The sequence below is a fragment of the Glacieibacterium frigidum genome (assembly GCF_007097155.1).
Lineage (GTDB): Bacteria > Pseudomonadota > Alphaproteobacteria > Sphingomonadales > Sphingomonadaceae > Glacieibacterium > Glacieibacterium frigidum.
The window spans coordinates 1,148,271-1,172,278 of the sequence record NZ_VJWA01000002.1; the positions used below are offsets into that span (position 1 = coordinate 1,148,271).

The following is a 24,008-nucleotide window of genomic DNA, read 5'->3' on the forward strand; positions in this document are numbered from 1 at the left end:
GCCGCGCTACCGGATATCGGGCGCGACACGCAAGCGCCGCCCGGCCCCGCCCAGCGCCGTGCGGTCGGCGGTCGACAGGCCGAAGCGCAGCGCGAGCCACGCCACCGCCAGCGCGGCGGGCACGACGAGCCATTCGCCGTGCGGCAGCGCGCCGAGCGCGACGACGCTCAGGCTGCCGGCGCCTGCCACGGCGAGGGTGCGCGCGAACGGCGCCGCGAAGGGCGCGAGGCCGTCGAGCAGCGCGAGCTCGGCAACCGCCAGCCAGGCGTTGACGATCACCGCCGCACCCACCGCCGCCGCCATCCCCGCCGCGCCGAAGCGCGGGACGAGCAGCAGCGCGAGGCCCGTCCACACCGCGACGCCGACCACGGCGTTGATCGTCGGGCGCGCGCGATTGCCGACGGTCTCGATGATCGCGCTGGCGGGCCCCGCCACGGCCTCGGCAGCGCGCGCCGCGACGAGCACCACGACGAGCGGATAGGCAGCGGTCGCCCCGGGGGCGAAGCCGCGCAGCAGGACATCGCCGAGGCCCACCAGCAAGGCCGACAGAGGCAGCGCGAGTGCGGTCGCAAGGCGCGTCGCGAACCCATAGAGCGGCGCGATCGCGGCGCGGTCGTGCGCGGCCTGCGTCGAGGCGAGCGGCGCCATGACATAGGCGAAAATTGTCCGGACAAGTTGCGGGATGCTGCTGAGCTTGCGCGCGATGCCGTACAGCCCCGCGGCGGTCGCGCCGCCTACGCCGGGCAGCCAGCGGTTGAGCAGGATCGGCGGCAGGTCGGTCAGCGCACGGCGCAGCGCGTTGGCGGGGATCAACGCGACACCGTAGCCCAGCATCGCCCTTGCCTGCGCCCCCGTCAGCGGTGCCGCAATCACGGTCCGCCAGTCGTAGAAGCGCGCGACGAGCCGCAGCGACAGGCCCGCGACCACCAGGATCGACCCGAGGTGCGCGACCGCCAGCGCCAGCGCCGCACCGCCCCAGCCGCCGCGCCATGCCAGCCACAGGATGCCCGCGAGGCCGAGGCGCACGAGCTGCTCCCAGAAGACCCGCAGGCGGATTTCCGGCCCGAAGGCGTGGCGCGCACGGGCGGCAGCGGTCGACACCTCGACCAGGCTGGTCAGCGGCAGCACCCAGGCGAAGATCGTCACCGCGAGCGTCAGCGTCGCGCGGTCGGCGGCGGCGGCGTTGACCTGGCTCCCCAGCCACGGTGCGAGGACGGTGACCGCAGTCGCGACCGCGATGCTGGGCAGCACGCCGAGGATCAGCGCCCATTTGACCGCGGCGTGCGCCTGCCCCTCGTCCTTCGCCTGCGGCACGACGCGCTGCAAGACGCTGGGCATCGCGAGGTCGATGCTGCCCGAACACAGGGTCACCGCGGCGGCGAGGACGGTGTAGACGCCGTAGGCTGGCACGCCGAACAGCCAGGTCAGCGCCGGCGTGGTCAGCACCTCGATCACCGCGCCGAGGCGGGCGAGCGAACTGGTGCCGGCCGCGCGCGCCACGTCGGCGGTCGAGACGGCTCGGCTCATTCCTCGGTTCGGAACAGCACCGTCTCGCCGATCAGGAAGAACAGCAGGAACGGCGCCCAGGCCGCGAGCACCGGCGGTACCGTGCCGAAACTGCCCATCGCCGCCATGAAATTATCGGCGACGAAGAAGGCGAAGCCGAGCAGCATGCCGATCACCGCGCGCACGAACAATTTGCCCGACCGCGCCAGCCCGAACGCGGCGACCGCGCCGAGCAGCGGCATCAGCACCGTCGACAAGGGCCCCGAGATCTTGTGGTTCGCCGCCGCGACGAGGGCCGCGACGGGTTTACCGGCGGCGCGCTGCTGCGCGATGTCGCCGAGCAAGTCCCAGAACGGCACGTGATCGGGATCGATGCTCGTCGTCGTGAACTGGCGCGGCTCGACCTCGCTGCTGAAGTCGAGGGTCGCGGACCTGGTCTCGACGCCGCGCGCGACGTCGAAGCTGCGTGCCTGGCTCAGTTCCCAGCCACCCGGGATCGGTCGCGCGCTCGCGGCGCTGACGATGCGCGTCAGCTTGTTGCCGACCCGGTCGTAGATCACCACGCCGTTCAGCCGCGTTGCGTCGCCGCGCCCGATCACCGTGTCGGCGTGGAACAGGTCGTCGCCGCCGCGCACCCATTGCTCGGCGACCATGCCGCGCGCCGTCTTGACCGGGGCGTAGTTGTTCGCCTGCCAGACATCGAGCGTCGCGGTGGCGCGCGTCGTGATGCGCTCGTTGATCGCGAAGTTGACCACCGCGAGTCCGAATGCCGCGACGATCAGCGGCGCGAGGATCTGGTGGGCGGAGATGCCGCTCGCCTTGAAGATCGTCACCTCGCTGTTCTGGTTCAGCGTCGACAGGGTGATCAGCGTGCCGAGCAGGACCGAGAATGGCAGGAGCAGCTCGATCTGCTGCGGCACGCGCAGCGCGACGTATTGCCAGATGTCGGCCTCGGTGTTGCCTGCCACCGCGAGGATGCGACCCGACTCGCCGAGCACGTCGAGCGTCTCGAGCACGACGATCAGCCCGCCCAGAAAGGCCAGGCTGCGCACGATGAACAGGCGCGCTGTGTAGAGCGCGATGGTGCGCGACGGGAACATGCTCATTCGGCGGGCACCAGATCGCGCGCCGCCTTGGGCCGCATCAGTTTTGCGACGGCGGCGCCCAGCTTGCCGAACCAGCGGTCGAGGAAGCCGATCGGCTGGCCGCCCGGGCGATAGGCGAGGACATAATACATCCACAGGCACAGCGCGCTGAACAGCACGAACGGCACCCATTGCGCGAGCACCGGGTCGACGCGCCCGATGGCGCCCATGCGCTCCCCGTACTCGGTGATCTTGTGATAGGTCACGAGCATCACGATCGCGACAAAGACGCCGAGCGCCGAGGTCGATCGCTTGGGCGGCACCGCCAGCGCCACCGCGAGGAAGGGCAGCAGGAACATCACGACGCACTGCACGATGCGGCGGTTCAACGTCGCCTCGCTCTGCAGCTTGTCGGCGGCGGTCGTCTTGGGATCCGCCAGCACGCGCGTCAGCTCGGGGATGGTGAGTTCGAGGTTGCGGTCGCCGCGGACGCGGAAGCTCTCCATCGACGGCAGGTTGATCGGCAGGTCGTGCTGGTCGAACGACAGTACGCGCGGCAGCTGGTCGGCGGCGTTGCTGTGCACCAGCGTGCCCTTCTGCAGGCGCAGCAGGATGACGTCGGGGTCGTCGGTCGACAGGAAGGTGCCGGTATCGGCGGTGACTGCCAGCGTCTTGCCGTCCTTCGCCTCGGCGCGCACGAACAGGCCGAACAGGTCGCGGCCCTGGTTCTCCGACCGCTCGACGCGCAGCGTCATGCCCTTGCCCAGCTTGGCGAACTCGCCGACCTTGATGCTCGCCCCCAGCGCGCCCGAGCGCAGCTCGAAGCGCAGCCCTTCGTAGGCGTAGCGCGAATAGGGCTGCAGGAATCCGACGATGCCGAGGTTTACCAGCGCGAACACGAAAGCGAAGATGAAGGGCACGCGGAGCAGCCGGTTGTAGCTGATGCCGACCGCGCGCAGCGCGTCGAGTTCGCTCGACAGGGCAAGCTGTCGGAAGCCCAGCAAGATGCCGAGCAGTACGCCGATCGGGATGCCGAGCGACAGATATTCGGGGATCAGATTGCCCAGCATCCGCCACACGACGGAGACGGGGCCGCCCTCGTTCATCACGAAGTCGAACAGCTTGAGCATCTTGTCGAGCAGCAGCAGCATCGCCGCGATGACCAGCGACGCGACCAGCGGCACCATGATCAGGCGCACCAGATACCGGTCAAAGCGCGCCAGAAACGCCAAATCCTGCCCTTCCGCCGCCTAAATTCAGCCGCACATCGCGACCATCACCGTCGCTCGTAGTCAGCGCGCTATACGGCGGCAGGCAAGGAAGGTCATCGATAAAAGTGCGGCGCGGTTTGGCGGTCATCGGTATTGCGGCGGGACTTGCAGCAGCGATGCCTGCGAGCGCGCGCGGTGTCGGCCCCGACGCGGCCGCGTGCGCAGCCAGCGCGGGCGGCACGGCGCTGCTCGTCCGCATTCACGGCTTCGACGATCGCGACGGCAGCGTGCGCGTCTCGACCTATCGTGCGACCGAGGAGGATTGGCTGGTGCGCGGCAAATATGTCCGCCGCATCGACCATGACGTGCCCCGGTCCGGCGACCTGGAGCTGTGCGTCGCGCTGCCCGGCCCGGGCCGCTACGCCGTCGGGGTCCTCCACGACCGCAACGGCGACGGCAAGCTGAACCCGTTCCGCGACGGCTACGGCGTGTCGAACAACCCCAGCCTCGGCCTGTCGAAGCCGAAGGTCCAGCGTGCCGCCTTCGCCGCCGGCACCGGCGTCACCGCAATCGCCATCAAGGTCAGCCGATGAGTACCGCGCCCTGCATCGCCCTGCTGTCGAACCCGCGTTCGACGGGTAACCTCGCGATCCTGCCGCAGGTCCGCAGCTTCGTCGCCGCGCACCCCAGCATCTTCCATTACGAGGTCGAGAGCGTCGACGACGTGCCCGAGGCGCTGCGCACCATCGCGCGCATGAAGCCCGTCGTGCTGGCGATCAACGGCGGCGACGGTACCGTGCAGGCGGCGCTGACCGAGATGCACCTGGGCGGCCATTTCGACGGCAAGATCCCGCCGGTCGCGGTGCTGCCGAACGGCAAGACCAACCTGATCGCGCTCGACCTGGGCGCCCACGGCGACGCGCTTGGCGCGCTGCGCCAGCTGCTGCAGATCGCCGAGACGGGGATGGACCCGCACGTCGTGCGCCGGCAGCTGATCGCGCTGACCACGGGGCAGGACAACGACCGCCCGGTGCTCGGCATGTTCCTGGGCGGTGCGGGACTGGCGGAGATCATCCTGTTCTGCCGCCACCGCATCTATCCGCTGGGCCTGCCCAACTCGATCAGCCATTTCCTCGCCGCGCTCGCGCTGGTGTTCGGTACGCTGCTCGGTATCCGTGCGCGCTGGTTGCCCGCCAAGCAGCCGCGCATGCGCCTGACGCGCGGCGATGGCCGGCAGGAGGGCAATTTTCTGCTGGTCATGGTGACGACGCTCGAGCGGATCGCGCTCAACATCCGCCCCGGCGCAGTCGGCGGCGCGCTCCGCATGATGGCGATCGAGCAGAACCCGATCACTCTCGTGCGCCTCGTCTACGAGGTGCTGATCGGCCGTCTCGGCCGCCGCCCCATCGGCGGGCTGCACCTGCAGGGCGGCGACACGATCCGCATCGAGGGCGGGCAGCCCAGCGTCGTCATGGACGGCGAACTGTTTCAGGCGGCAAACGGCGGGTCGATCACGCTGACCACGACGCCGCCGGTGTCGTTCGTCCGCCTTGCCGCCTGAGGCGTCGCGCGACGACCTGCGGACCCTCGTCGCCGCCGAACTGGCGGTGCCCATCGACCCCGCCGCCGCTGACTTCGCGGCGCATGTCGCGACCATCCTGCCGGGCACGAACGCCGTGCTGTTCTACGGCTCGTGCCTGCGCGAGGCGCGGCTCGACGGGCTGATGCTCGATTTCTACGTCATCGTCGACGACTATACCCAATCCTATGGCGACTGGCGCGCGCGCGCCAACCGGCTGATCCCGCCCAACGTCTTTCAGATCGCGCACGACGGCCTGCGCGCCAAGTACGCGGTGCTGAGCAGCGCCGATCTCGCGCGGCTGTGCAGCAGCGCGACGTCGAACCCCAGCGTCTGGGCCCGCTTCGCACAGCCGTCGCGACTGGCGTGGGTGCGCGACGACGACGCCCGCAACGCGGCCATCGCGGCGGTCGCCGGGGCCGCACCCGCCCTGCTCGCTGCCGCCGCGCCGATGCTGCCGCCTGTGCTGTCGGTCGAGGCGCTGTGGACCGGCGCCTTCGCGCTGACCTTCGGCGCCGAACTGCGCACCGAACGCGCCGGGCGCGGCAACAGCATCGTCGCCGCCGACCCGGCGCGCTACGCCGCCTTCACCGCGCCTGCACTGGCGGCGGCAGGACTGGCTGCGACGGTCGATGGCGACCGCGTCGAGATCGCCGGCGGCGACCGCGCCGCCGCGCCCGCCGCCTGGGCGCGCCGCCGCCGGGCGGGTAAAGCGCTATCCGCCGCGCGGCTGGCGAAGGCAGCGTTCACCTTCGACGGCGGCCTCGACTATCTGGCGTGGAAGATCCAGCGCCATGCCGGCGTGCCGGTGCCGGTTTCCGCGTGGATGCGCCGCTGGCCGCTGCTCGGCGGCATCGCCCTGCTGCCGCGCCTGTTGGCGCGCGGCGCGGTGCGCTAGCCCAGCAGTGCGGTCAGCGCCTGCATCGCCGCCGCGAACCCGGCGATCAGCGCGACGATGCCTGCCGCACAACGTGCCGCACCTCCGCCGCGCGTCATACCGCGGTGCTGACCAGGGTGACGACCAGCCCGAGGGCCAGCGTCGCGAGGAAGATGAGCGTGATGGGCGCACGCGCGCCGAGCCAATCGATCATGGCACCAAAATATGCCTGCGCACCCGCCCCTGCCATGCGCGGACGCACGGTGATGATGCCGCAGCCGCATAAGGACGGCATAAAGGCGAGCCTCACCGGTCAGCGCCTCAATTGCGCCGCGGCACGACCGTCCCTAGATGACGGCCACGCAACCCGAAGGACGATCACATGACTCCCACGCTGGCGGTGCTCGCCGGATTCGTCGTGCTGCTGCTCGACATCCTCAAATGGACGGTGATCGTCCAGGCGATCCTCAGCTGGCTGGTGGCGTTCAACGTCGTCAACACCCAGAACCGCTTCGTCCGCGAGGTGCTGCGTGTCCTCGACCGGCTGCTCGAGCCGCTGTACCGCCCGATCCGGCGCATCCTGCCTGATTTCGGCGGCATCGATCTGTCGCCGATGGTGGTGCTGCTGGTCATCCTGCTGATCCAGAAGCTGATCGTCGTCAACGTTCCGAACTATCTCTGACGTGAGCGCGGTGATCATCGACGGCAAGGCGTTCGCCGCCGGCCTGCGCGGGCGGGTCGCTGACGCCGTACCGGCTTTCGTCGCGGCGACGGGACGCGCGCCCGGCCTGTCGGTCGTGCTGGTCGGCGACGATCCTGCCAGCCACGTCTATGTCCGCAACAAGGGCATCGCGACGACGGGCGCGGGCATGGTGTCGGTCGAGCACCGCCTGCCCGCCGACGTATCGGAGGCCGAGCTGCTGGCGCTCGTCGCGGCGCTGAACGCCGACAATGCAGTCGACGGCATCCTCGTCCAGATGCCGTGCCCGAAGCATATCTCCGAGGCGCGCGTCATCGCCGCGGTCGATCCAGCGAAGGACGTCGACGGCTTCCACCCGGTCAACGCGGGGCGCCTCGCGAGTGGCCTGCCCGGCCTCGTGCCGTGCACGCCGTCTGGCTGCCTGATGCTGCTGCAGGACGCCCTCGGCGACCTGTCGGGCAAGGAGGCGCTGGTCATCGGGCGTTCGAACATCGTCGGGAAGCCGATGGCGGCGCTGCTCGTCGCGGCGAGCGCGACCGTGACTGCCGCCCACTCGCGGACGCGTGATCTCGCCGCCCATGTCGCGCGTGCCGACATCGTCGTCGCAGCGGTCGGCGTGCCCGAGCTGGTGCGCGGTGACTGGCTCAAGCCCGGCGCGTGTGTCATCGATGTCGGCATGAACCGCATCGCGCTTCCCGACGGCAAGACGAAGCTCGTCGGCGACGTGAACTTTGCCGAGGCGCTTGAAACCGCCGGCTGGGTCACCCCCGTCCCTGGCGGCGTCGGCCCGATGACGATCGCCTGCCTGCTGCGCAACACGCTGCTCGCGGCGCACGCGCGCACCGGACTGGCGGCACCCGCGCTGTGATCGCGCTGCTCGCCCTTGCGGTCGCGAGCGGTTCGGTCGCCGACGCGGAGCGGGCGTTTGCCGCGCAGGCGGCACGCGAAGGTCAGTGGACCGCCTTCCGCGCTACTGCGAGCGCCGACGCGGTGATGTTCGTGCCCGGCATGGTCCGCGCGCAGGACTGGCTGAAGAGTCGCGCCGACCCGCCGGTGCCGTATAAATGGTGGCCCGACCGGACGCTGACGGCGTGCGATGCGAGCGCAGGCTTCTCGACGGGTGGCTCGATCGACGCGGCCGGCACCCACGGTCGCTTCCGCACGATCTGGACGCGGACGCCGGATGGCTGGCGCTGGGTCCTCGACGAGGGCGCGCCGCTGACCATGCGTCCCGCAGGCGCGCGTCCGCTCGCCGCCGAGACCGCGTCGTGCACCGCGGCTGCACAGGCGCGCGCGGCGCTGCCGCACCTGACTGCCCCGGCTCGTTACGCGCAGGCCGATGCCATGCTCGACGGCCAGGCGGCAGCGATGTTCGCGCTGCCGGCGATCGTGTCGGGTGCGTCGGATGACGCGACCCTGGCGTGGCAGGTGCGCGGCGACGCCGCGACCGGGCGCCGCGTGCTGCTCGTTTGGGCGTGGACCGGAACCGCGCATGACCTGCGTGCGGCGCAGGTCACCCTGCCATGATCGAACTCTTCATCTCGGCCTTCGTCACGCTGTTCGTCGTGCTCGACCCGCCGGGTTGCGTGCCGATCTTCTCGTCGCTGACCAGCGGCGGCGCGGCCGCCTATCGGCGCAGCATGGCGCTGCGCTCGACGGGGATCGCGGCGGTCGTGCTGCTGCTGTTCGCGCTGTTCGGCGAGGATTTCCTGACCGCGCTCGGCATCACTTTGCCTGCCTTCAAGCTGGCGGGCGGCGTCATGGTCTTCCTGATCGCCATCGACATGGTGTTCGAGACGCGCACCCAGCGCCGCGAGGAGCGCGCCGAGGCGGTCAAGAGCGAGGCGCAGGGCGAGGCCGACGACATCTCGGTCTTCCCGATGGCGATCCCGATGCTCGCCGGCCCCGGCTCGATCGCCGCGGTCATGCTGCTGATGTCGCGCGCCAACGGTATCGAGCAGAGCCTGACCGTGCTGGCGGCGCTCGCCGCGGTGCTGCTGCTAACGCTCGGCGCGCTGCTCGCCGCGGGGCCGCTGATGCGCCTGATGGGGCACAAGATCGAGGCGATGATCACGCGCCTGCTCGGCGTCATCCTTGCCGCGCTCGCCGCGCAGTTCATCATCGACGGCATCCGCGAGAGCTTCGGGCTGGGCGGCTGAGCCCGGATTAAGCCGTAATCTCATGGCAGGGCACTTGCCCATGCAGACCGCGACCGCCGAGATCATCCCGCTCGTCCCCGCCGACGGGCAGGTCGAGATGTCGATCGTCATGCCGTGCCTCGACGAGGCCGAGACTCTGGGCATCTGCATCGCCAAGGCCAACCGCTTCTTCGCCGAGAACGGCGTCGCGGGCGAGGTCGTCATCGCCGACAACGGCTCGACCGACGGCAGCCAGGCGATCGCCACGTCGCTGGGCGCGCGTGTCGTCGCGGTGCCGGTGCGCGGGTACGGCGCGGCGCTGGCGGCGGGCATCCTCGCGGCGCGCGGGCGCTTCGTCGCGATGGGCGACAGCGACGACAGCTATGATTTCCTCGGGCTGATGCCCTTCCTCGCACGGCTGCGCGACGGTGAACAGCTGGTCATGGGCAACCGCTTCCAGGGTGGAATCGCCAAGGGCGCGATGCCGCCGCTGCACCGCTATCTCGGCAATCCGGTACTCAGCTTCGCCGGCCGCCTGTTCTACAATGCGCCGATCGGCGACTTTCACTGCGGCCTGCGCGCCTTCGACCGCGCGGCGATCCTGGGCCTCGGCCTGCGCACGACGGGCATGGAGTTCGCGAGCGAGATGGTCGTCAAGGCGCAGCTGGCCGGGCTGCGGCTGGCGGAAGTGCCGACCACCCTGTCGCCCGACGGCCGCTCGCGACCGCCGCACCTGCGCAGCTGGCGCGACGGCTGGCGCCACCTCAAGTTCCTGCTGACCTTCGCGCCCAAGGCGCTGTTCTTCTACCCTGGCGTCGTGCTGGCGCTCGCGGGCCTGATCGGGCTGCTCGCGCTGCTCCCGGGCAGCGTCTCGCTCGGCTCGGTCCGCCTCGGCGTCACAACCCTGTTGTTTTCGGCGGCGAGCGTCATCATCGGCGCGCAGCTGATGAGTTTCGCGGTCGTCGCGCGCCTGTTCGGGGTGCGCGAGCGGCTATGGCCGACCAGTCCGCGCACCGAGCTGGCGCGGCGCTGGTTCAGCATCGATCGCGGCTGCGTCGCCGGCGGCGTGATGCTCGTCAGCGGCATCGTGCTGGCCTTTGCCGCTGTCCTCGGCTGGGCGGGCAGCGGCTATGGCGACATGGACACCGACGCGCTGATGCGCGTCGCCATCCCCTCGGTCCTGCTGTGCGCACTCGGTGTGCAGGCGCTGGTGACCGGCTTCTTCACCGCGCTGCTCACCGAATAGTTCAGGCTGCCAGCCGCGTCTCGTCGGCGAAATTGGCGCTGGCGAAATCCCAGTTGACCAGCTCGCCGAGGAACGCGCCGACGTAGTCGGGACGCGCGTTCTGCCAGTCGAGGTAATAGGCGTGCTCCCATACGTCGAGCGTCAGCAACGGCGTCTGGCGCGTGTGGGCGATCGGCGTGTCGGCGTCATGGGTCGTGACGATCTTGAGCGCGCCGCCGTCGCGGACCAGCCACGCCCAGCCGCTGCCGAACTGCCCGACCGCCGCGGTCTTGAAGTTCTCCGCGAACTTTTCCATGCCGCCGAGGTCGGTGTCGATCGCAGCCTTCAGCGCGCCGCTCGGGGCGCCGCCGCCGCCCGGCATCATGCTCTGCCACAGGAACTCGTGGTTCCAGGCCTGCGCGGCGTTGTTGAAAAGCTTGTCGTTGCCGTCGGCCCGGGCGCGGCGGATCACCTCGACCGCCGACAGCTGCGCCAGCGGAGTGCCCGTGATCAGCTCGTTCGCCTTGTCGACATAAGCCTTGTGATGCTTGCCGTGATGAAAGTGCAGCGTCTGCGCCGAGATATGGGGCGCGAGGGCATCGTCGGCATAGGGCAGCGGCGGCAGCGTGAAGGGCATAGCGGATCTCCGGGTTTCGCCCGTTGAACGCACTGCCTTAGGTTGGGGTCCGTTCGAGCATGTTGTGACGCTTCAGCGCATGGCGCAGCTGGTCGTAGGTCAGTGCGAGCGCGGTCGCGGTGGCGCGCTGGTTGTGGCGGCACTTGGCGAGCGCGGCCGCCAGAATGTCGCGCTCGTGGTTGGCGACCGCGGCGCGCAGGTCGGAGCAGTGCGAAAGATCGACCGGTGCGGGCGCCAGCGACTGCGGCGCCGCGGCTGTCAACGGCGCGGGCGCGAGCACACGCGTACCCGGCCGCCACGGCGAGTCGAAGGCGTCGAACACGATATGCCCGACCGCCTGCGTCGCCTCCCCCCAACGGTACAGCGAGCGTTCGACGACATTCTTGAGCTCGCGGACATTGCCCGGCCAAGGGTGGTTCAACAGCGCATCCGCCGCCGCGCGCGTGAACCCCGCGAAGCCAGGCCAGCCGAGCTCGACCGCCATGCGCCGCCCGAAGTGGCCTGCGAGCAGCCCGATATCCTCGAGCCGTGCGCGGAGCGGCGGCAAAGTGACGACCTCGAAGCTCAGCCGGTCGAGCAGGTCGGCGCGAAACTTGTGCGCGTCGGCCAGCGTCGGCAGGTCCTCGTTCGTTGCCGCCACGATGCGGACGTCGACGCGGATCGCGCGGTTCGACCCCAGGCGAGTCAGCTCGCCGTATTCGACGACGCGCAACAGCCGCTCCTGCGCCGCCGGCGACAGGGTCGCGATCTCGTCGAGGAACAGCGTCCCGCCGTCGGCATCCTCGAATCGCCCCGGCCGCCCGCGAGTCGCGCCGGTGAACGCCCCGGTCTCGTAACCGAAGAGTTCGGCGTCGATCAGGTTCTCAGGGAGCGCCGCACAGTTGATCGCGACCAAGGGGCCGCCCCAGCGCGGGGACAGGCGATGCAGCCGCTCGGCGATCAACTCCTTGCCGGTGCCGCGCTCGCCGATCACCAGCACCGGGCGGTTGAGCGCCGCTGCCGCCGACGCGCGCTCGACCGCGTCGAGGAACGCCGACGACTGGCCGACAAGTGTGGCTGGCGACTGCATGGACCGAAGATTGGCATATTTCACCAACTCTCGGCAATCCTGCATTCATCGGGGGCGCAACATTTCCAGTCCTGCGCAACAAGATCAATGGGTTAGCAAATCCCATCCACTTGGCACGCCTTATGCAATGCAGTTGGCATGGGGCGCCGGATGATCCGGAGCCCGGCACGGAAACAGGAGAAGGACCCAATGATCAACTTTCAGACCCTCGCGCGCAACGCCTTCGCCGGCGTCGCCTCGCTCTTCCTCGCAGTGGCTTTCGTCGCCGCCGCGACTGCCCCGGCGCTCGCGCCACTCGCTGCCCCCCAGGTTGCGACGCTCAGTGCCTAATCCCCAGGCCTTGCGTCGCGTGGCCGGAACGGTAACCCCTCTCGTTCCGGCCACCCCCTTTCGCCTCCAGGAGTTCGTGCCCATGGGCATTTTCAGCCGCACCCGCGACATCATCGCCGCCAACATGACCGACCTGCTCGATAAGGCGGAAGACCCGGCGAAGATGATCCGGATGATCATCATGGAGATGGAGGAAACCCTCGTCGAAGTTCGTGCCGGCGCCGCCCGCACGATTGCCGACCAGAAAGAGATGCGCCGCGCCGTCGTGCGCGCCGAAGCAGCGCAGGCAAGCTGGGCCGAAAAGGCCGAGCTCGCGCTGTCGAAGGGCCGCGAGGATCTCGCGACCGCGGCCTTAGTCGAGAAGTCCAAGGCGAAGAGCTTCGCCGATGCGACGGCCCACGACATCGCCGCGCTCGACGAGAGCCTCGCGGCCAACGAAGTCGATATCGCCAAGCTGGAGACGAAGCTGCGCGAGGCGCGCCAGCGCCAGAACGCGCTGATCGCCCGCATCGAATCGGCCAACAGCCGCGGCAAGATGCGCGAGATGTACAAGGGTCCGCGCATCGAGGACGCCTTCTCGAAGTTCGAGATCATCGAGCGTCGCGCCGACCTGGCCGAAGGCCGCGCCGACGCGGTGCTGCTCGGCGGCCCGCCGCGCACCCTCGACGAGGAGATCGCCGACCTGCGCGCGAACGACTCGATCGCCGCCGAACTCGCCGCGCTCAAGGCGCGCCTCAACAAGGAGGGCTGACGCCGTGGATATCGATCTGACCGCCGTACTGATCTGCGGCTTCCTGTTCGTCGGGATGCCCTGGCTGTTCCTCCATTATTCGTCGAAGTTCCGCGCCGCCAAGGGCATCAGCCAACAGGACGAGCAGCTGCTCGACGACCTGTACTCGGCCGCACGCCGCCTCGACGCGCGTCTCGAATCGATCGAGCGGATCATCGCCGCCGACAACCCCAACTGGAAGGAGAGCGCGCTGCCGCACCAGCGGACCCGCGAGCTCGAAGACCGCCGCGAACACCATCGCTAGTCTCTGGCCAAGGAGCCCATCAATGTCTGCCCGCACGCGCTACTACCGCGACAAACGCAACGGCAAGTTTCTGGGCGTCCTCGCTGGTGTGGCTGACTACGTCGGCTGGGATCCGCTCTGGGTTCGCGTCCTCTTCGTTGTCGGCACTCTGTCGGGAATGGGCTTTCTGCCGCTGATCTACTTCACGATGGCATGGTTTGCCTCCGACAAGCCTGCGGAGTTGCGCGAGGAAAGCCCGGAGGACCGGAAGTTCTACGCCAAGCTGCGCGTCGCCCCGCAGCGTTCGATCCGCGACACCCGCGCGATGTACCGCGACGTCGACCGGCGCCTGCAGGATGTCGAGGCATACATGACCTCGTCGAACAGCCGCCTCAGTTCGGAAATCGACGCGCTGCGCTAGCCGCGACGCGTTCAGGGGGAAGCAGAAATGGCCGAGAACATGACCGTCGTCGCCGCCGACGGCACCATCACCACCTACCAGCAGCCGAACGAGACCCTGGACGGCGGGTCGTTCTTCGCCGGGATGTTCGTCGCGGTCGCCGCGATGCTGGCAGCGAAGATCGTCAAGCGCCGCAAGGCGCGAGCTGCGGCCCGGCGCGACGACCGCGACGGTGCACGTTTCGGCGACGACTATGCCGCGCTGGCGCAGCGTACCGCGACGCTTGAACGCATCGTTACCGAACCCGCGACCCGCCTCGACCGCGAGATCGAAGCGCTGCGCTAGGCATCACACGAGGGGAACAACCATCATGTCGCCCGACAACGCCTTCGCCTTCATGGCGCTTTCCATCCCGATCATCGCCATCGTCGGCGGCATCGGCAGCGGGATCTTCAAGCGCTGGATCAAGCTGAAGGAGAAGCAGATGGAGCTCGCCGCGACCACCGCGGGTGAGCAGGCGGCGCAGTACGCCGCCAAGATCGAGCGGCTGGAGGCGCATGTCGCGACGCTCAACCGCATCGTCACCGACCGCGGCGTCCATCTCGCCGACGAAATCGAGGCACTGCGCGGCCCGGCCACGCCGCCCGCCAAGCTGAACTGAGGGGAACAGCGACCATGATCACGCCCGAAAAAATCCAGTTCTTCCAGGCGGTCTCGCCGATCGTATCGACCGCCATCGTCGCCGGTGTCGGCGGCTGGGTGATCACCACCTGGATGCGCATCAAGAACGGCTATCCGCTCGAGGGCTCGTGGGGCCAGACGATCAAGCCGATCACGACCAACGAGGACAAGGAGCGCATCAAGCTGATCGGCAGCGAGAACGCCCAGCTGCGGGCCGAGCTGGCGGGCGTCAAGGACCGCCTCGCCGTCCTCGAGCGCATCGCCACCGACTCGGGCTCGCGCCTGTCGCAGACCATCGACGACCTGCGCGATCCGCGCGACGTCGCCGTCAACTAGGAAAACCCGATGTCCTGGAACTCACCTTTGTTCGTCCTCGCGCTGATCGCCATCAGCACGATCGGCTGGATCCTGACCACTGCGATCCGCGCGCGCCACGGCTATCCGGTCGAGGGCGAGTGGGGCGGCAAGGTCGATCACCCCGACGCCGCCCGCGCGGCGCAGCTGCTCGAGGCCGAGAACGAGATGCTGCGCGGCAAGCTCGGCCGCGTCGAGGAGCGGATCGCGGTGCTCGAACGCATCGCCACCGATCCCGCCAAGCGCCTGTCGAGCGAGATCGAAACGCTGCGCGACGCCGACACCGGCCGCGCACCCTCGGAGACCAACTGAGATGTTCGGAGAAATCGGCGTGTTCACGATGGTGGTGCTGATCGTTCTGATCGTCACCATCGGGCGCACCTACCGCGAACGCTACAAGGCGATGGGCCGCGAGCCCGTCGGCGACAGCGACGAGGCACTGCGCCTGCGCGGCGAGGTCACCCGCCTCAACGAGCGCATCGCCGTTCTCGAACGCCTCGCCACCGATCCCGCCAAGCGCCTGTCGGACCAGATCGACGCGCTCGACGACAACCGCAAATAGAAATCAAGGAAGGACCCGACGCCATGTTGCCCATCGACTCGCTCGTCGTCCTCTCAGGCACCGGCCTGCTGGCGCTCAGCATCGTCACTGCGGTGGCGGCGTGGAGCTGGCGCGGGTGGCTGGAGCTGCAGCACCACCGCTTCGAACATGGCGCCACCGGCCCCCGCGCACAGGACCTGCCCGCAGTGGGTGCGCGGATCGACCTGGCGGACATGAAGGAGCGGATCAAGAAGCTCGAGGCGATCGCTGCGGGCGTAGATATGTAAAGCGACACCCCCTCGCCGCGGGGAGGGGCGAGAGACGGCGCAGCCGGCCCGGGGGTGGGTCTAGCCAAGGGCAGCTCGCTCGCAGCGGAACTCCCTTCGAAACGCGCCGCGCTCGAAACTTCCACCCCGGAGCCACGCTGCGCGGTGTCTCTCCGACCCTCCCCACTGGGGAGGGTGAGTGATCAGGCGGCCATGCTGACCCGCGCCAGCGCGCACTGCGACCAGATCTCGCTCAGCGCGCTGACCAGCCGGTCGACATCGCCATCGGTGTGCACCGGCGACGGCGTGATGCGCAGCCGCTCGGTGCCCTTGGGCACGGTCGGGTAGTTGATCGGCTGGACATAAATGCCGTGCGTGTCGAGCAGCCAGTCGCTGATCATCTTGCAGTGGTGCGGGTCGCCGACCATCACCGGGATGATGTGGCTGGGGTTGTCCATCATCGGGATGCCGATGGCGTTCAGGCGGCGGCGGACCTTGGCGACGCGCTCCTGGTGCGCCTCGCGCTCGACGCTCGAAGCCTTCAGATGCTTGATCGACGCCGTCGCGCCCGCGGCAAGCGCCGGCGGCAGTGCGGTGGTGAAGATGAACCCGCTGGCGAAGCTGCGGACGAAGTCGCACATCGCGTGGCTGCCGGCGATGTAGCCGCCCATCACGCCGAACGCCTTGCCGAGCGTGCCCTCGATGACCGTGACGCGGTCCATAAGCCCTTCGCGCTCGGCGATGCCGCCGCCGCGCGGGCCGTACAGGCCGACCGCATGGACTTCGTCGAGATACGACATCGCGCCGTACTTCTCGCAGGTGTCGAGAATCTCGGCGATCGGGGCGATGTCGCCGTCCATCGAATAGACACTCTCGAACGCGACGAGCTTGGGCACGTCGGCAGGCAGCGAGGCGAGCAGCCGGTCGAGATCGGCGACGTCGTTGTGCGCCCACTTCAGGCACTTGGCGCGGCTGTGGCGGATGCCCTCGATCATCGAGGCGTGGTTACCCGCGTCCGACAGCACGACGCAGCCCGGCAACTTCGACGCTAGCGTCGAAAGCGCGGCCCAGTTCGAGACATAGCCGCTGGTGAACAGCAGCGCGGCCTGCTTGCCATGGAGGTCGGCGAGCTCGCGCTCGAGCACGACATGACTGTGCGTGGTGCCGCTGATGTTGCGCGTGCCGCCGGCGCCGGCGCCGCAGCGGTCAAGCGTCTCATGCATCGCGCCCAGCACGTCGGGGTGCTGGCCCATGCCGAGATAGTCGTTCGAGCACCAGACGGTGACGTCCTGCGTGCCCGTCTCGCCGCCTTCGCCGTCGAAACGCTTCGCCTGGGGGAAGTTGCCGGCCTTGCGCTCGAGCTCGGCGAAAATGCGATAGCGGCCCTCGGTCTTCAAACCGTCGAGCTCCGCCTGGAACAATGCTTCGTAGTCCATGATCCCCCCTTACTCTGCCGCCCCGGTGGTCCGATAGGCGTTTTCCGGCATTTTATGCCTGTTGGCCCAGCGCCACAGCGCCGCATCCTTCGTCGGTAGTATGAGAAACAGATGTTCGAGCAGCCCGAGCGCCACAAGCGCGAAGATCAGGCTGGCACCGACCGCCGCTCCTCCGGTTGCATCCACCGCGCGGTCACCCAGCAGAATAGCGCCGCCGACCAGACAGGCAAGGCTTAAAACCATCGTAAATCCAATGGGTCCGCGCCGGAAATACGTGCCGAAATAGGCGAGGTGCGGCGGCAGCATCGCAGTATCGAAGTGGGGCACGCCCGCGAAGATGTTGAGCTTCGTCGACAGGCGCATCGCGAACAACAGCCCGAAGGTCTGCGCCGCCACGGCGTTCGGCGATCCCCAGCTGAGCCCGACCAGCAGCAGCAGCGTCAGCGCCAGCGCGATTTCGTGGTGGATCAGCGTCGCGGCACTGAGGCGGAAACGGGTCCACCCCTCAGCACCGGCGGGCAGCGGCTCGCGGCGCGGGCCTGTCGCGGCACCGGTCAGGAAGGCGAGCTCGTGCCAGCCCCAGATGGTCAGCGCGGCAGTGAACGCGGCATAGGCCGCGAACGGCGAGGTGTCGCCGACCGTCAGCGCGATGACCGCGAGCGCGGCGCAGGCGAGGATGCCAGTGACGATCAGGCTGGTGCGAAAGCTGGTGCGCGCACGGCTGTCGAGCGCCAGCACCGCGCCGGTGGCGACGAACCACAGCCCGCCGGCATAGACCAGCGGCCAGCCATGTTCGGCCCAGTTCACCATGCCGGCTCGAGCCGCACGGTCGCGGGCAGTGCGTTCGACGGCGCGCGATACAGGAACAGGCGCGCGAAGGTCACGGCGACCCCCGCCGTCAGCCCGAGGCGCTTGACGCGATTGGCGAAGCCGCCCTCCTTCTTCGCCTGGGCAATGCCGTCAGCCAGCACGCGCATCTTCTCGAGCAGCGCGCGGAATCCCGGCGCATCGGTGTCGAGGGTCAGCGGGAACACCTGGCGGGTGATCTGCGAGGTGATGCGGAAGACCTCGAAATCATATTCGGTCGGATCTATGCCCATTGCGGCGTGGAACACCGGGCGATTGTGATCGCGCACGTACATCGTCGCGTAGACCGCAACGAGGAAGAAGCGGATCCACAGCTTGTTGACGCCGCTAAGCAGCTTCGGGTCGGCGCGCATCAGCAGCGCGAACGCCTCGCCGTGACGGAACTCGTCGTTGCACCACAGCTCGAACCACTGGAAGATCGGGTGAATGCGCAGGTGCGGGTTTGCGGCCAGGTGGCGGTAGATGGTGATGTAACGCGCATAGCCGATCTTCTCGCTGAGATAGGTCGCGTAGAAGATGAACTTCGGCCGGAAGTACGTGTATTTCTTGGTCTTCGTGAGAAAGCCCAGGTCGATGCCGATACCGGCATCCTTCAGGCTGTCGTTGATGAAGCCGGCGTGGCGGCTCTCGTCGCGCGCCATCAGGCGGAACAGCGCCTTGACGTCGGGATTCTTCGCGCGCTTGGCGATCTCGGCATAGAGGATGCAGCCCGAGAACTCGGACGTCATCGAGCTGACGAGGAAGTCGGTGAACTCCTGCCGCAGCGCGGGCTCGAGACTTTCGATGACGCCATCGAACTCGTTGGTGCGCTTGAAATGCCGCTTGTTCGGATCGGCGGTCATCTCGGCGATCAGCGCATCCCACTCCCCGCGCACGCTCGACACGTCGATCGCGTCGAGCGCGGCGAAGTCGGTCGTGTAGAACCGCGGGGACAGGACGGTGTCCTCCTGCGCGATCCGGAGCGTCGAATGATCGACGGGTGCGTTCATCGAATGGCTCCGGTGAAGCTGACTTCGTACAGCTCGGTCAGCGCAAAATGTCCGGACAACTTCGTCCACGTCCGGCGCAGCCAGCCCGCGCGCTCGACCGTCGCCATGCGCCGATAGCTGCGCACCTCGCCGATGCGCGCGCGGATCGGCTCGCCGTGGACGCGGACGCGGTCGCCCGGACCCATCGCGAGGTTGCCGTCGAGCAGCACGTCGGCACGGCAGCGCTCGGCACTGACCTCGACGTGCACGGTGCAGGCGACGTCGAACTTCACAGCAGCGCCTGGAAGGATGCGCGATTCGTCTCGCCGAAGGCGCCGAGCTCGATGATCCGGCCCGTTGCGCTGTCGGTCAGCGTCAGGTCGCCGTTCGACCATTGCGTCAGGCGGAACGGCTTGGTGCCGTCGAGCCCGCGGATATGCCGGTCGCGTGCCAGCCCGCGCATCACCCCGCGGATGAAACCCGTCTTGCTGCCGGCCGCAACCGCGGTGTCGACCTTGCCGGTCACCACGTCGCGCACCGCGACGTCGCCCGCGGCGGTGTCGATGAACACCAGGTCGCGCGACTTGACCGCGACGGCCTTGGCCGCGACGCGCTCGCCGACCGGCGATGCGGCGGGCGGGACCAGCCCGATGCGGACCGCGCCGACGAGCAGCAGCGAGACCGCGACGAGGCCGCCCATCGCGATGAGCGCGCCGCGCGGGACGTTGGCGTCGTGGCTGTGGCTCATGCCGCCACCGCCGGGCCGAAGTCGGCGACGTCCTCGGTTACTGCGAGACGCCGGCCGCCCGGCACTGCCTTGGCGCAGGCGTCGGCGAGCAGCGCCGCGACGCTTGCCACGTCGGGCAGCGCGCGCATCATCGGCTCGGGTTTCGCGAGCTGCCACGGCCGCGCGTGCGGCCACAGGGCGGCATAGCCCAAGACCTTTGCCGTCATCGCGAGCGCGATGTCGCCGGTGCCGTCCTTGTTGACCGCCAGCCGCGCGTCACCGACCTGCGCGAACGGCAGGTTGACGCATTTGGGCAGCGCGATGCCGAAGCGCAGCACGACGCGCTTCGAGGTAATCGAATAGACCGTCGTGCGCGCCGACAGCCAGGCGAGGCCGTAGAGCAGCCCGAGCCCGGCGACAGCCACGGCGCCGGTCGCGGCAATGCCGATCGGCGACGCGGCACCGCCCGGCGACACCGCATCGATCACCGCCCAGACGAGCAGCACGCCGAAATAGGCCGCGACGAGGTAGGTGTGGAAGGCATCGCGCGCCAGCCGCCGCCAGTCCGGCGAACCCTGCCACAGCAGGGTCTCGCCGGGCGGCAGGCGGCCGGGCAGGCCGCGAACCTCCTCATGCCCGTACTCGTTCACAGGAACGGCTCGGCACGATCAGGCGTCGCGAACAGATAGCCCGCGCCGAAATAGGCCTGGACGCGCTCTTCCTCGTTCAGCGAGATGGTGTTCGACACCGGCGTCGCGGGCGCGTTGTCGAACTGGCGGCCGCACACCGCGTCGATCTCGATCGCGCGACGCTTGCGGTCGACCGACGCCATGAACATCGGCGCCAGCACCGACTTGCCCGACGGCAGCGCGACCTCGATGTACCGCACCAGGCGGTCGGCGGTGTCGATCCAGATGTCGCTGACCGTGCCGGCGACGACGCGGTCGGCGCCGACGACGGTGAAGCCGCGCGGGTCGGGATCCTTCGCCGCGATGAAGAAATCGGGCTGGACGCGCAGCGGCACGATACGCGGATGGCCTTCCATGTTCATGTCGGGATGGTCCGAACGGTCCGCATAGGCGCCCGGCCCGATACCCGCCAGCAGCGGATCGCCGACCGGCTCGGACGGTGCGCCGTTCCATGAACCGGTGCGGCGCCCCTTGTACATGTTGCCGGTACGATCGTTCGCGCGCGGCACCTGCACGCTGCCCTGGCCGAAGGGCAGGTGGAAGGTCTTGGGCGAGGGATCGAAGAGCAGGCTGCGGGTCGCGATGCGACCGCCGACATCGTCTTCCATCGGATAGCCTTCACGATGGTCCTCGCGGCGCAGGTAGACCACCAGCCCCAGGAAGAAGAGGAAGAACGCCCACAAGGCAAGCTCGGCAACGTCGAGACCGGCGGTCAGTTGATAGCCCATGTCGTCCTCCCAAAATTCATCTTAGCCGGGAAACTCGGCGAGTCCGAAGCGCCCACTTGTGGTGTCCGTCTCGCGGCGCGCCAGTGGGCCGAGCGCCACGAGAGTTATGAAGAGCAGCGCGATCTCGAGCGCATAGACGGTGCTGTAGCCGGCACTCGCGCCCGACACCGCACCAACCGCGTCCTTGAGCAGGCCGCCGACGAGGATCGCGACTCCCGCGCACGTCGCCTGCACAGCGCCGTAGGCACCGAGCGCCAGGCCCGCGCCGCGTGCCGATGCCAGCCCCATCGCCGCCGTCAGCGTGCCGACCGCGAACAGCCCGCCGCCGAAGCCGAGGACCATCGCGCCCGCACGCAGCAGCGCGGGCTCGACGACCGCGCCGGCGAAGATGATGAGCGAAAAGGCAAAGGTGCCCGCCACTGCGCCGAAACCGGCGAGGCGGTGCGGATCGGTATCCTTCGCGAGCAGATGCGCGGCAAGGCCGAGGCCGCCGAGCGTGCCCGTCGCCCATAGCGCCGTCAGCACCGTCGTCGCGCCGACGCCGAGGCCCAGCACCTGGCCGCCAAAGGGCTCCAGCAGCACGTCCTGCATCGCGAATGCCGCCGCGCCGAGGCCGACCGCGACCAGCAGGCGGCGGTGCCGCGGGACCGAGACGAATTCGCGCCACGTCGCGCGGAAGTCGGGGGCCGGCGGTGCGTCCGCGGCAGCGCGCGGGCTGCGCGCCTCCTGCTTCCACAGCGCGATCAGGTTGAGCACCATGGTCAGCGCGCCCGCACCCTGGATGACCTGCACCAGCAGGGTCGGCGAATAATCCTGCAGCAGCCCGCCGATGACGAGGCTCGACACCAGCATGCCGACGAGCAGCATGACGTAGAGCAGCGCGACGACGCGCGGACGCGACTCCTGCGGCGCGAGGTCGGTGGCGAGCGCGAGGCCGGCGGTCTGGACGCTGTGCATGCCGGCGCCGATCATCAGGAAGCCGACGACCGCGAAGATCTCGCCGAAGATCGCCGGGCCATCGCCCTTGCCGGTCATCACCAGCAGCGCGAACGGCAGGATGGCAAAGCCGCCGAACTGCAGCAGCGTGCCGAACCAGATATAGGGCACCCGCTTCCAGCCGAGCACCGACCGGTGATGGTCGGACTTGTGGCCGATCAGAGCCCTGAGCGGGGCGAACAGCAGCGGGATCGACACCATCGCCGCGACGAGCAGCGACGGGAAGCCGAGCTCGACGATCATTACGCGGTTGAGCGTGCCGGTCAGCAGCACTGCGGCCATGCCGCACGACAGCTGGAACAGCGACAGGCGGAGCAGGCGGCCGAGCGGCAGCTCGGGTGTCGCCGCGTCGGCGAACGGCAGGAAGCTCGTGGCGACCTTCGTCCAGCGGGCGGCGAGCCTGCTCATCAGCCGCGCACCATTTCGATGGCGTGCGACTTGTAGAAGGCGGTCGAGGTGCGGGCGTCGCGGCCGGCGGTCCAGCCATTCTGCGCAAGGTCGCGCATCAGGCGGGCGGGCGACGCGGGAATGATCGCGGGCGAGCGGTCGCTGCGCGGGAACAGCTTGCCGATGCCCTGGAACGCCAGCAGCAGCGGGGTGCGCGGCGCGACGGTGAATAACAGGGTGCCGCGGGTCCGCGCCTGCAGCCGCGCCGCCGCCGCGACGATGTCGGCGAAGCGGTAGTGGATCAGCGAGTCCATCGCGACGACATGGTCGAACTCGCCGTGGTCGCCGAGCATGTCGCCGGCGCGGAAGTCGATGTCGAGCTCCGACGGCAGCCGCTCGCGCGCCAGGTTGACGAGCTGCGCCGAGACATCGACGGCGACGACGCTCGCGCCGCGCTTTGCTGCCTCGACCGCCAGTGCACCGGTGCCGCAGCCGGCATCGAGGATGCGCTTGCCCGTCAGGTCGGCGGGGAGCCAGTCGAGCAGGCGGGTGCGCATCTCGTCGCGACCGGCGCGTACCGTCGCGCGGATGCCGCTGACCGGCGCGTCGCTGGTCAGCTTTGCCCAGGCGTCGAACGCGGTGCGGTCGAAGTAGGTCTCCAACCGCCCGCGATACGCGTCGTATGTCGCGCCGACGCTCATTCGAAGCCCAGGAACTCGAAGATGTCGCGGTCCTTCATCGGCATCGCGTCGAGGGCATCGGTGCCCGCGTACAGCTGCGCGGCGAGGCGCATGTACTCGAGCTTCACCGCCTCGAGCGCCGGCGTCGAGTCCATCTCGAACACCGTGCACTTCTTGAGGCGCGAACGGCGGATCTCGTCGAGGTCGGGGAAGTGCGCGAGGCGCTTCAGGCCCGTCGCGGCGTTGAAGCGGTCGATCTCGTCGGTCGCCGCCGAGCGGTTGGCGATGACGCCCGCCATGCGGACCTCGTAGTTCTTCGACTTCGCCTTGATCGCGGCGACGATGCGATTCATCGCGAAGATCGAGTCGAAGTCGTTCGCCGCGACGACGACAGCGCGCTCGGCATGCTGCAATGGCGCCGCGAAGCCGCCGCACACTACGTCGCCGAGCACGTCGAAGATCACCACGTCGGTGTCCTCGAGGAGATGGTGCTGCTTGAGCAACTTGACCGTCTGGCCGACGACATAGCCGCCGCAGCCGGTGCCCGCGGGCGGTCCGCCCGCCTCGATGCACATCACGCCGTTGAACCCGGTGAAGCAGAAATCCTCGGGCCGAAGCTCTTCGTGGTGGAAGTCGACCGTCTCGAGGACGTCGATGACCGTCGGCATCAGCTTCTTGGTCAGCGTGAAAGTGCTGTCGTGCTTGGGGTCGCAGCCGATCTGCAGGACGCGCTTGCCGAGCAGCGACAGCGCGGCGCTAAGGTTCGAGCTGGTCGTCGACTTGCCGATGCCGCCCTTGCCGTAGACGGCGAAGACCTTGGCGTTGCCGATCTTCTCATTGGGGTCGAGCTTGACCTGCAGAGATCCCTCGCCATCGGGGCGGGTGGCCTTGGGCCGATCGAGTTCAAGTACAGACATA

At 69.0% G+C, this 24,008-nt stretch carries 34 protein-coding genes; 18 read left to right on the forward strand and 16 right to left on the reverse strand.

What is annotated here, in order from left to right:
- Positions 1–6: 6 nt before the first annotated feature.
- Genes FMM06_RS15020 through FMM06_RS15030 form a run of 3 tightly spaced genes read right to left on the reverse strand, consistent with a single transcriptional unit; the run spans position 7 to position 3,778 of the window.
- On the reverse strand, positions 7–1,527 hold the full coding sequence (locus tag FMM06_RS15020; RefSeq protein WP_144335138.1) for a lipopolysaccharide biosynthesis protein: 1,521 nt from the start codon (positions 1,525–1,527) through the stop codon (positions 7–9).
- Positions 1,524–2,612 (reverse strand): LPS export ABC transporter permease LptG, encoded by a 1,089-nt coding sequence (gene lptG, locus FMM06_RS15025; RefSeq protein ID WP_144335139.1) that lies wholly within the window; start codon positions 2,610–2,612, stop codon positions 1,524–1,526. The genes FMM06_RS15020 and lptG overlap by 4 nt, the downstream gene beginning before the upstream one ends.
- Positions 2,609–3,778 (reverse strand): LptF/LptG family permease, encoded by a 1,170-nt coding sequence (locus tag FMM06_RS15030; protein ID WP_144335504.1) that lies wholly within the window; start codon positions 3,776–3,778, stop codon positions 2,609–2,611. The genes lptG and FMM06_RS15030 overlap by 4 nt, the downstream gene beginning before the upstream one ends.
- A 149-nt stretch (positions 3,779–3,927) precedes the next feature.
- Here FMM06_RS15030 and FMM06_RS15035 point away from each other — a divergent pair, with 149 nt between their 5' ends.
- From FMM06_RS15035 to FMM06_RS15045, 3 genes are read left to right on the forward strand one after another with little or no spacing between them, the layout of a single operon-like run.
- A complete protein-coding gene (locus FMM06_RS15035; RefSeq protein ID WP_207790296.1) occupies positions 3,928–4,395 on the forward strand; it encodes a DUF2141 domain-containing protein in 468 nt (155 codons plus the stop codon).
- The gene (locus tag FMM06_RS15040) at positions 4,392–5,363 is read left to right on the forward strand and encodes a diacylglycerol/lipid kinase family protein (protein ID WP_144335141.1); all 972 of its coding nucleotides are present in this window, start codon (positions 4,392–4,394) and stop codon (positions 5,361–5,363) included. The genes FMM06_RS15035 and FMM06_RS15040 overlap by 4 nt, the downstream gene beginning before the upstream one ends.
- Positions 5,353–6,279, forward strand: a complete 927-nt coding sequence (locus FMM06_RS15045) for a hypothetical protein (protein ID WP_144335142.1) — start codon at positions 5,353–5,355, stop codon at positions 6,277–6,279. Before FMM06_RS15040 ends, FMM06_RS15045 begins: the two co-directional genes overlap by 11 nt.
- Positions 6,280–6,373: 94 nt before the next feature.
- Here the strand turns inward: FMM06_RS15045 and FMM06_RS15050 are convergent, their stop codons facing one another.
- Positions 6,374–6,568, reverse strand: coding sequence for a hypothetical protein (locus FMM06_RS15050; RefSeq protein ID WP_144335143.1), 195 nt, complete (start codon positions 6,566–6,568; stop codon positions 6,374–6,376).
- 72 nt (positions 6,569–6,640) lie between these two features.
- On the opposite strand from FMM06_RS15050, the gene FMM06_RS15055 reads away from it, so the two are divergent.
- The 5 genes from FMM06_RS15055 to FMM06_RS15075 are packed head-to-tail and all read left to right on the forward strand — an operon-like array spanning position 6,641 to position 10,342.
- The gene (locus FMM06_RS15055; RefSeq protein ID WP_144335144.1) at positions 6,641–6,940 is read left to right on the forward strand and encodes a YggT family protein; all 300 of its coding nucleotides are present in this window, start codon (positions 6,641–6,643) and stop codon (positions 6,938–6,940) included.
- Between the two features lies 1 nt (position 6,941).
- The gene (folD, locus tag FMM06_RS15060) at positions 6,942–7,826 is read left to right on the forward strand and encodes a bifunctional methylenetetrahydrofolate dehydrogenase/methenyltetrahydrofolate cyclohydrolase FolD (protein ID WP_144335145.1); all 885 of its coding nucleotides are present in this window, start codon (positions 6,942–6,944) and stop codon (positions 7,824–7,826) included.
- Positions 7,823–8,485 (forward strand): hypothetical protein, encoded by a 663-nt coding sequence (locus FMM06_RS15065; RefSeq protein WP_144335146.1) that lies wholly within the window; start codon positions 7,823–7,825, stop codon positions 8,483–8,485. Before folD ends, FMM06_RS15065 begins: the two co-directional genes overlap by 4 nt.
- A complete protein-coding gene (locus tag FMM06_RS15070; RefSeq protein WP_144335147.1) occupies positions 8,482–9,117 on the forward strand; it encodes a MarC family protein in 636 nt (211 codons plus the stop codon). The genes FMM06_RS15065 and FMM06_RS15070 overlap by 4 nt, the downstream gene beginning before the upstream one ends.
- A 40-nt stretch (positions 9,118–9,157) precedes the next feature.
- The gene (locus tag FMM06_RS15075; protein ID WP_144335148.1) at positions 9,158–10,342 is read left to right on the forward strand and encodes a glycosyltransferase family 2 protein; all 1,185 of its coding nucleotides are present in this window, start codon (positions 9,158–9,160) and stop codon (positions 10,340–10,342) included.
- Between the two features lies 1 nt (position 10,343).
- On the opposite strand, the gene FMM06_RS15080 is transcribed toward FMM06_RS15075, so the two are convergent.
- Both FMM06_RS15080 and pspF read right to left on the reverse strand, forming a co-directional pair.
- Positions 10,344–10,958, reverse strand: a complete 615-nt coding sequence (locus FMM06_RS15080) for a superoxide dismutase (RefSeq protein WP_144335149.1) — start codon at positions 10,956–10,958, stop codon at positions 10,344–10,346.
- 37 nt (positions 10,959–10,995) lie between these two features.
- Positions 10,996–12,027 carry a phage shock protein operon transcriptional activator gene (pspF, locus tag FMM06_RS15085; protein ID WP_144335150.1) on the reverse strand — a complete coding sequence of 344 codons (1,032 nt, stop codon included), beginning with the start codon at positions 12,025–12,027 and terminating at the stop codon, positions 10,996–10,998.
- 189 nt (positions 12,028–12,216) lie between these two features.
- On the opposite strand from pspF, the gene FMM06_RS16875 reads away from it, so the two are divergent.
- From FMM06_RS16875 to FMM06_RS15130, 10 genes are all read left to right on the forward strand, one after another.
- Complete coding sequence (locus FMM06_RS16875; RefSeq protein WP_185965214.1) at positions 12,217–12,357, forward strand: hypothetical protein; 141 nt, start codon at positions 12,217–12,219, stop codon at positions 12,355–12,357.
- Positions 12,358–12,439: 82 nt separating this feature from the next.
- On the forward strand, positions 12,440–13,108 hold the full coding sequence (pspA, locus tag FMM06_RS15090) for a phage shock protein PspA (RefSeq protein WP_144335151.1): 669 nt from the start codon (positions 12,440–12,442) through the stop codon (positions 13,106–13,108).
- Positions 13,109–13,112: 4 nt separating this feature from the next.
- Positions 13,113–13,391 carry an envelope stress response membrane protein PspB gene (gene pspB, locus FMM06_RS15095; RefSeq protein WP_268900732.1) on the forward strand — a complete coding sequence of 93 codons (279 nt, stop codon included), beginning with the start codon at positions 13,113–13,115 and terminating at the stop codon, positions 13,389–13,391.
- Positions 13,392–13,413: 22 nt separating this feature from the next.
- A complete protein-coding gene (pspC, locus tag FMM06_RS15100; RefSeq protein ID WP_144335152.1) occupies positions 13,414–13,791 on the forward strand; it encodes an envelope stress response membrane protein PspC in 378 nt (125 codons plus the stop codon).
- Positions 13,792–13,818: 27 nt separating this feature from the next.
- On the forward strand, positions 13,819–14,115 hold the full coding sequence (locus FMM06_RS15105; RefSeq protein WP_144335153.1) for a hypothetical protein: 297 nt from the start codon (positions 13,819–13,821) through the stop codon (positions 14,113–14,115).
- Between the two features lie 25 nt (positions 14,116–14,140).
- Positions 14,141–14,431 (forward strand): hypothetical protein, encoded by a 291-nt coding sequence (locus tag FMM06_RS15110; RefSeq protein WP_144335154.1) that lies wholly within the window; start codon positions 14,141–14,143, stop codon positions 14,429–14,431.
- Positions 14,432–14,445: 14 nt separating this feature from the next.
- On the forward strand, positions 14,446–14,787 hold the full coding sequence (locus tag FMM06_RS15115) for a hypothetical protein (protein WP_144335155.1): 342 nt from the start codon (positions 14,446–14,448) through the stop codon (positions 14,785–14,787).
- A 9-nt stretch (positions 14,788–14,796) separates the two neighbouring features.
- Positions 14,797–15,117 carry a hypothetical protein gene (locus tag FMM06_RS15120; RefSeq protein WP_144335156.1) on the forward strand — a complete coding sequence of 107 codons (321 nt, stop codon included), beginning with the start codon at positions 14,797–14,799 and terminating at the stop codon, positions 15,115–15,117.
- Between the two features lies 1 nt (position 15,118).
- Complete coding sequence (locus FMM06_RS15125; protein WP_235889336.1) at positions 15,119–15,367, forward strand: hypothetical protein; 249 nt, start codon at positions 15,119–15,121, stop codon at positions 15,365–15,367.
- Between the two features lie 23 nt (positions 15,368–15,390).
- Complete coding sequence (locus FMM06_RS15130; RefSeq protein WP_144335157.1) at positions 15,391–15,633, forward strand: hypothetical protein; 243 nt, start codon at positions 15,391–15,393, stop codon at positions 15,631–15,633.
- 182 nt (positions 15,634–15,815) lie between these two features.
- On the opposite strand, the gene hemA is transcribed toward FMM06_RS15130, so the two are convergent.
- From hemA to bchL, 10 genes are read right to left on the reverse strand one after another with little or no spacing between them, the layout of a single operon-like run.
- Positions 15,816–17,048, reverse strand: a complete 1,233-nt coding sequence (hemA, locus tag FMM06_RS15135) for a 5-aminolevulinate synthase (RefSeq protein WP_144335158.1) — start codon at positions 17,046–17,048, stop codon at positions 15,816–15,818.
- Positions 17,049–17,057: 9 nt separating this feature from the next.
- Positions 17,058–17,858: a putative photosynthetic complex assembly protein PuhE gene (puhE, locus tag FMM06_RS15140; protein ID WP_144335159.1), complete on the reverse strand. Its 801-nt coding sequence runs from the start codon at positions 17,856–17,858 to the stop codon at positions 17,058–17,060.
- Positions 17,852–18,904 (reverse strand): magnesium-protoporphyrin IX monomethyl ester (oxidative) cyclase, encoded by a 1,053-nt coding sequence (gene acsF / locus FMM06_RS15145; RefSeq protein WP_144335160.1) that lies wholly within the window; start codon positions 18,902–18,904, stop codon positions 17,852–17,854. Before acsF ends, puhE begins: the two co-directional genes overlap by 7 nt.
- Entirely contained in the window at positions 18,901–19,176 is a 276-nt protein-coding gene (locus FMM06_RS15150; protein ID WP_235889337.1) for a hypothetical protein, read from the reverse strand. The genes acsF and FMM06_RS15150 overlap by 4 nt, the downstream gene beginning before the upstream one ends.
- A complete protein-coding gene (puhC, locus tag FMM06_RS15155; protein ID WP_144335161.1) occupies positions 19,173–19,631 on the reverse strand; it encodes a photosynthetic complex assembly protein PuhC in 459 nt (152 codons plus the stop codon). Before puhC ends, FMM06_RS15150 begins: the two co-directional genes overlap by 4 nt.
- The gene (gene puhB / locus FMM06_RS15160; RefSeq protein WP_144335162.1) at positions 19,628–20,260 is read right to left on the reverse strand and encodes a photosynthetic complex putative assembly protein PuhB; all 633 of its coding nucleotides are present in this window, start codon (positions 20,258–20,260) and stop codon (positions 19,628–19,630) included. Before puhB ends, puhC begins: the two co-directional genes overlap by 4 nt.
- Positions 20,257–21,027: a photosynthetic reaction center subunit H gene (gene puhA, locus FMM06_RS15165; RefSeq protein WP_144335163.1), complete on the reverse strand. Its 771-nt coding sequence runs from the start codon at positions 21,025–21,027 to the stop codon at positions 20,257–20,259. Before puhA ends, puhB begins: the two co-directional genes overlap by 4 nt.
- A gap of 21 nt (positions 21,028–21,048) precedes the next feature.
- Positions 21,049–22,431 carry a BCD family MFS transporter gene (locus FMM06_RS15170; RefSeq protein WP_144335164.1) on the reverse strand — a complete coding sequence of 461 codons (1,383 nt, stop codon included), beginning with the start codon at positions 22,429–22,431 and terminating at the stop codon, positions 21,049–21,051.
- Positions 22,431–23,111 carry a magnesium protoporphyrin IX methyltransferase gene (gene bchM, locus FMM06_RS15175; protein ID WP_144335165.1) on the reverse strand — a complete coding sequence of 227 codons (681 nt, stop codon included), beginning with the start codon at positions 23,109–23,111 and terminating at the stop codon, positions 22,431–22,433. The genes FMM06_RS15170 and bchM overlap by 1 nt, the downstream gene beginning before the upstream one ends.
- Positions 23,108–24,007 (reverse strand): ferredoxin:protochlorophyllide reductase (ATP-dependent) iron-sulfur ATP-binding protein, encoded by a 900-nt coding sequence (bchL, locus tag FMM06_RS15180; RefSeq protein WP_144335166.1) that lies wholly within the window; start codon positions 24,005–24,007, stop codon positions 23,108–23,110. Before bchL ends, bchM begins: the two co-directional genes overlap by 4 nt.
- Between the last annotated feature and the right edge of the window lies 1 nt (position 24,008).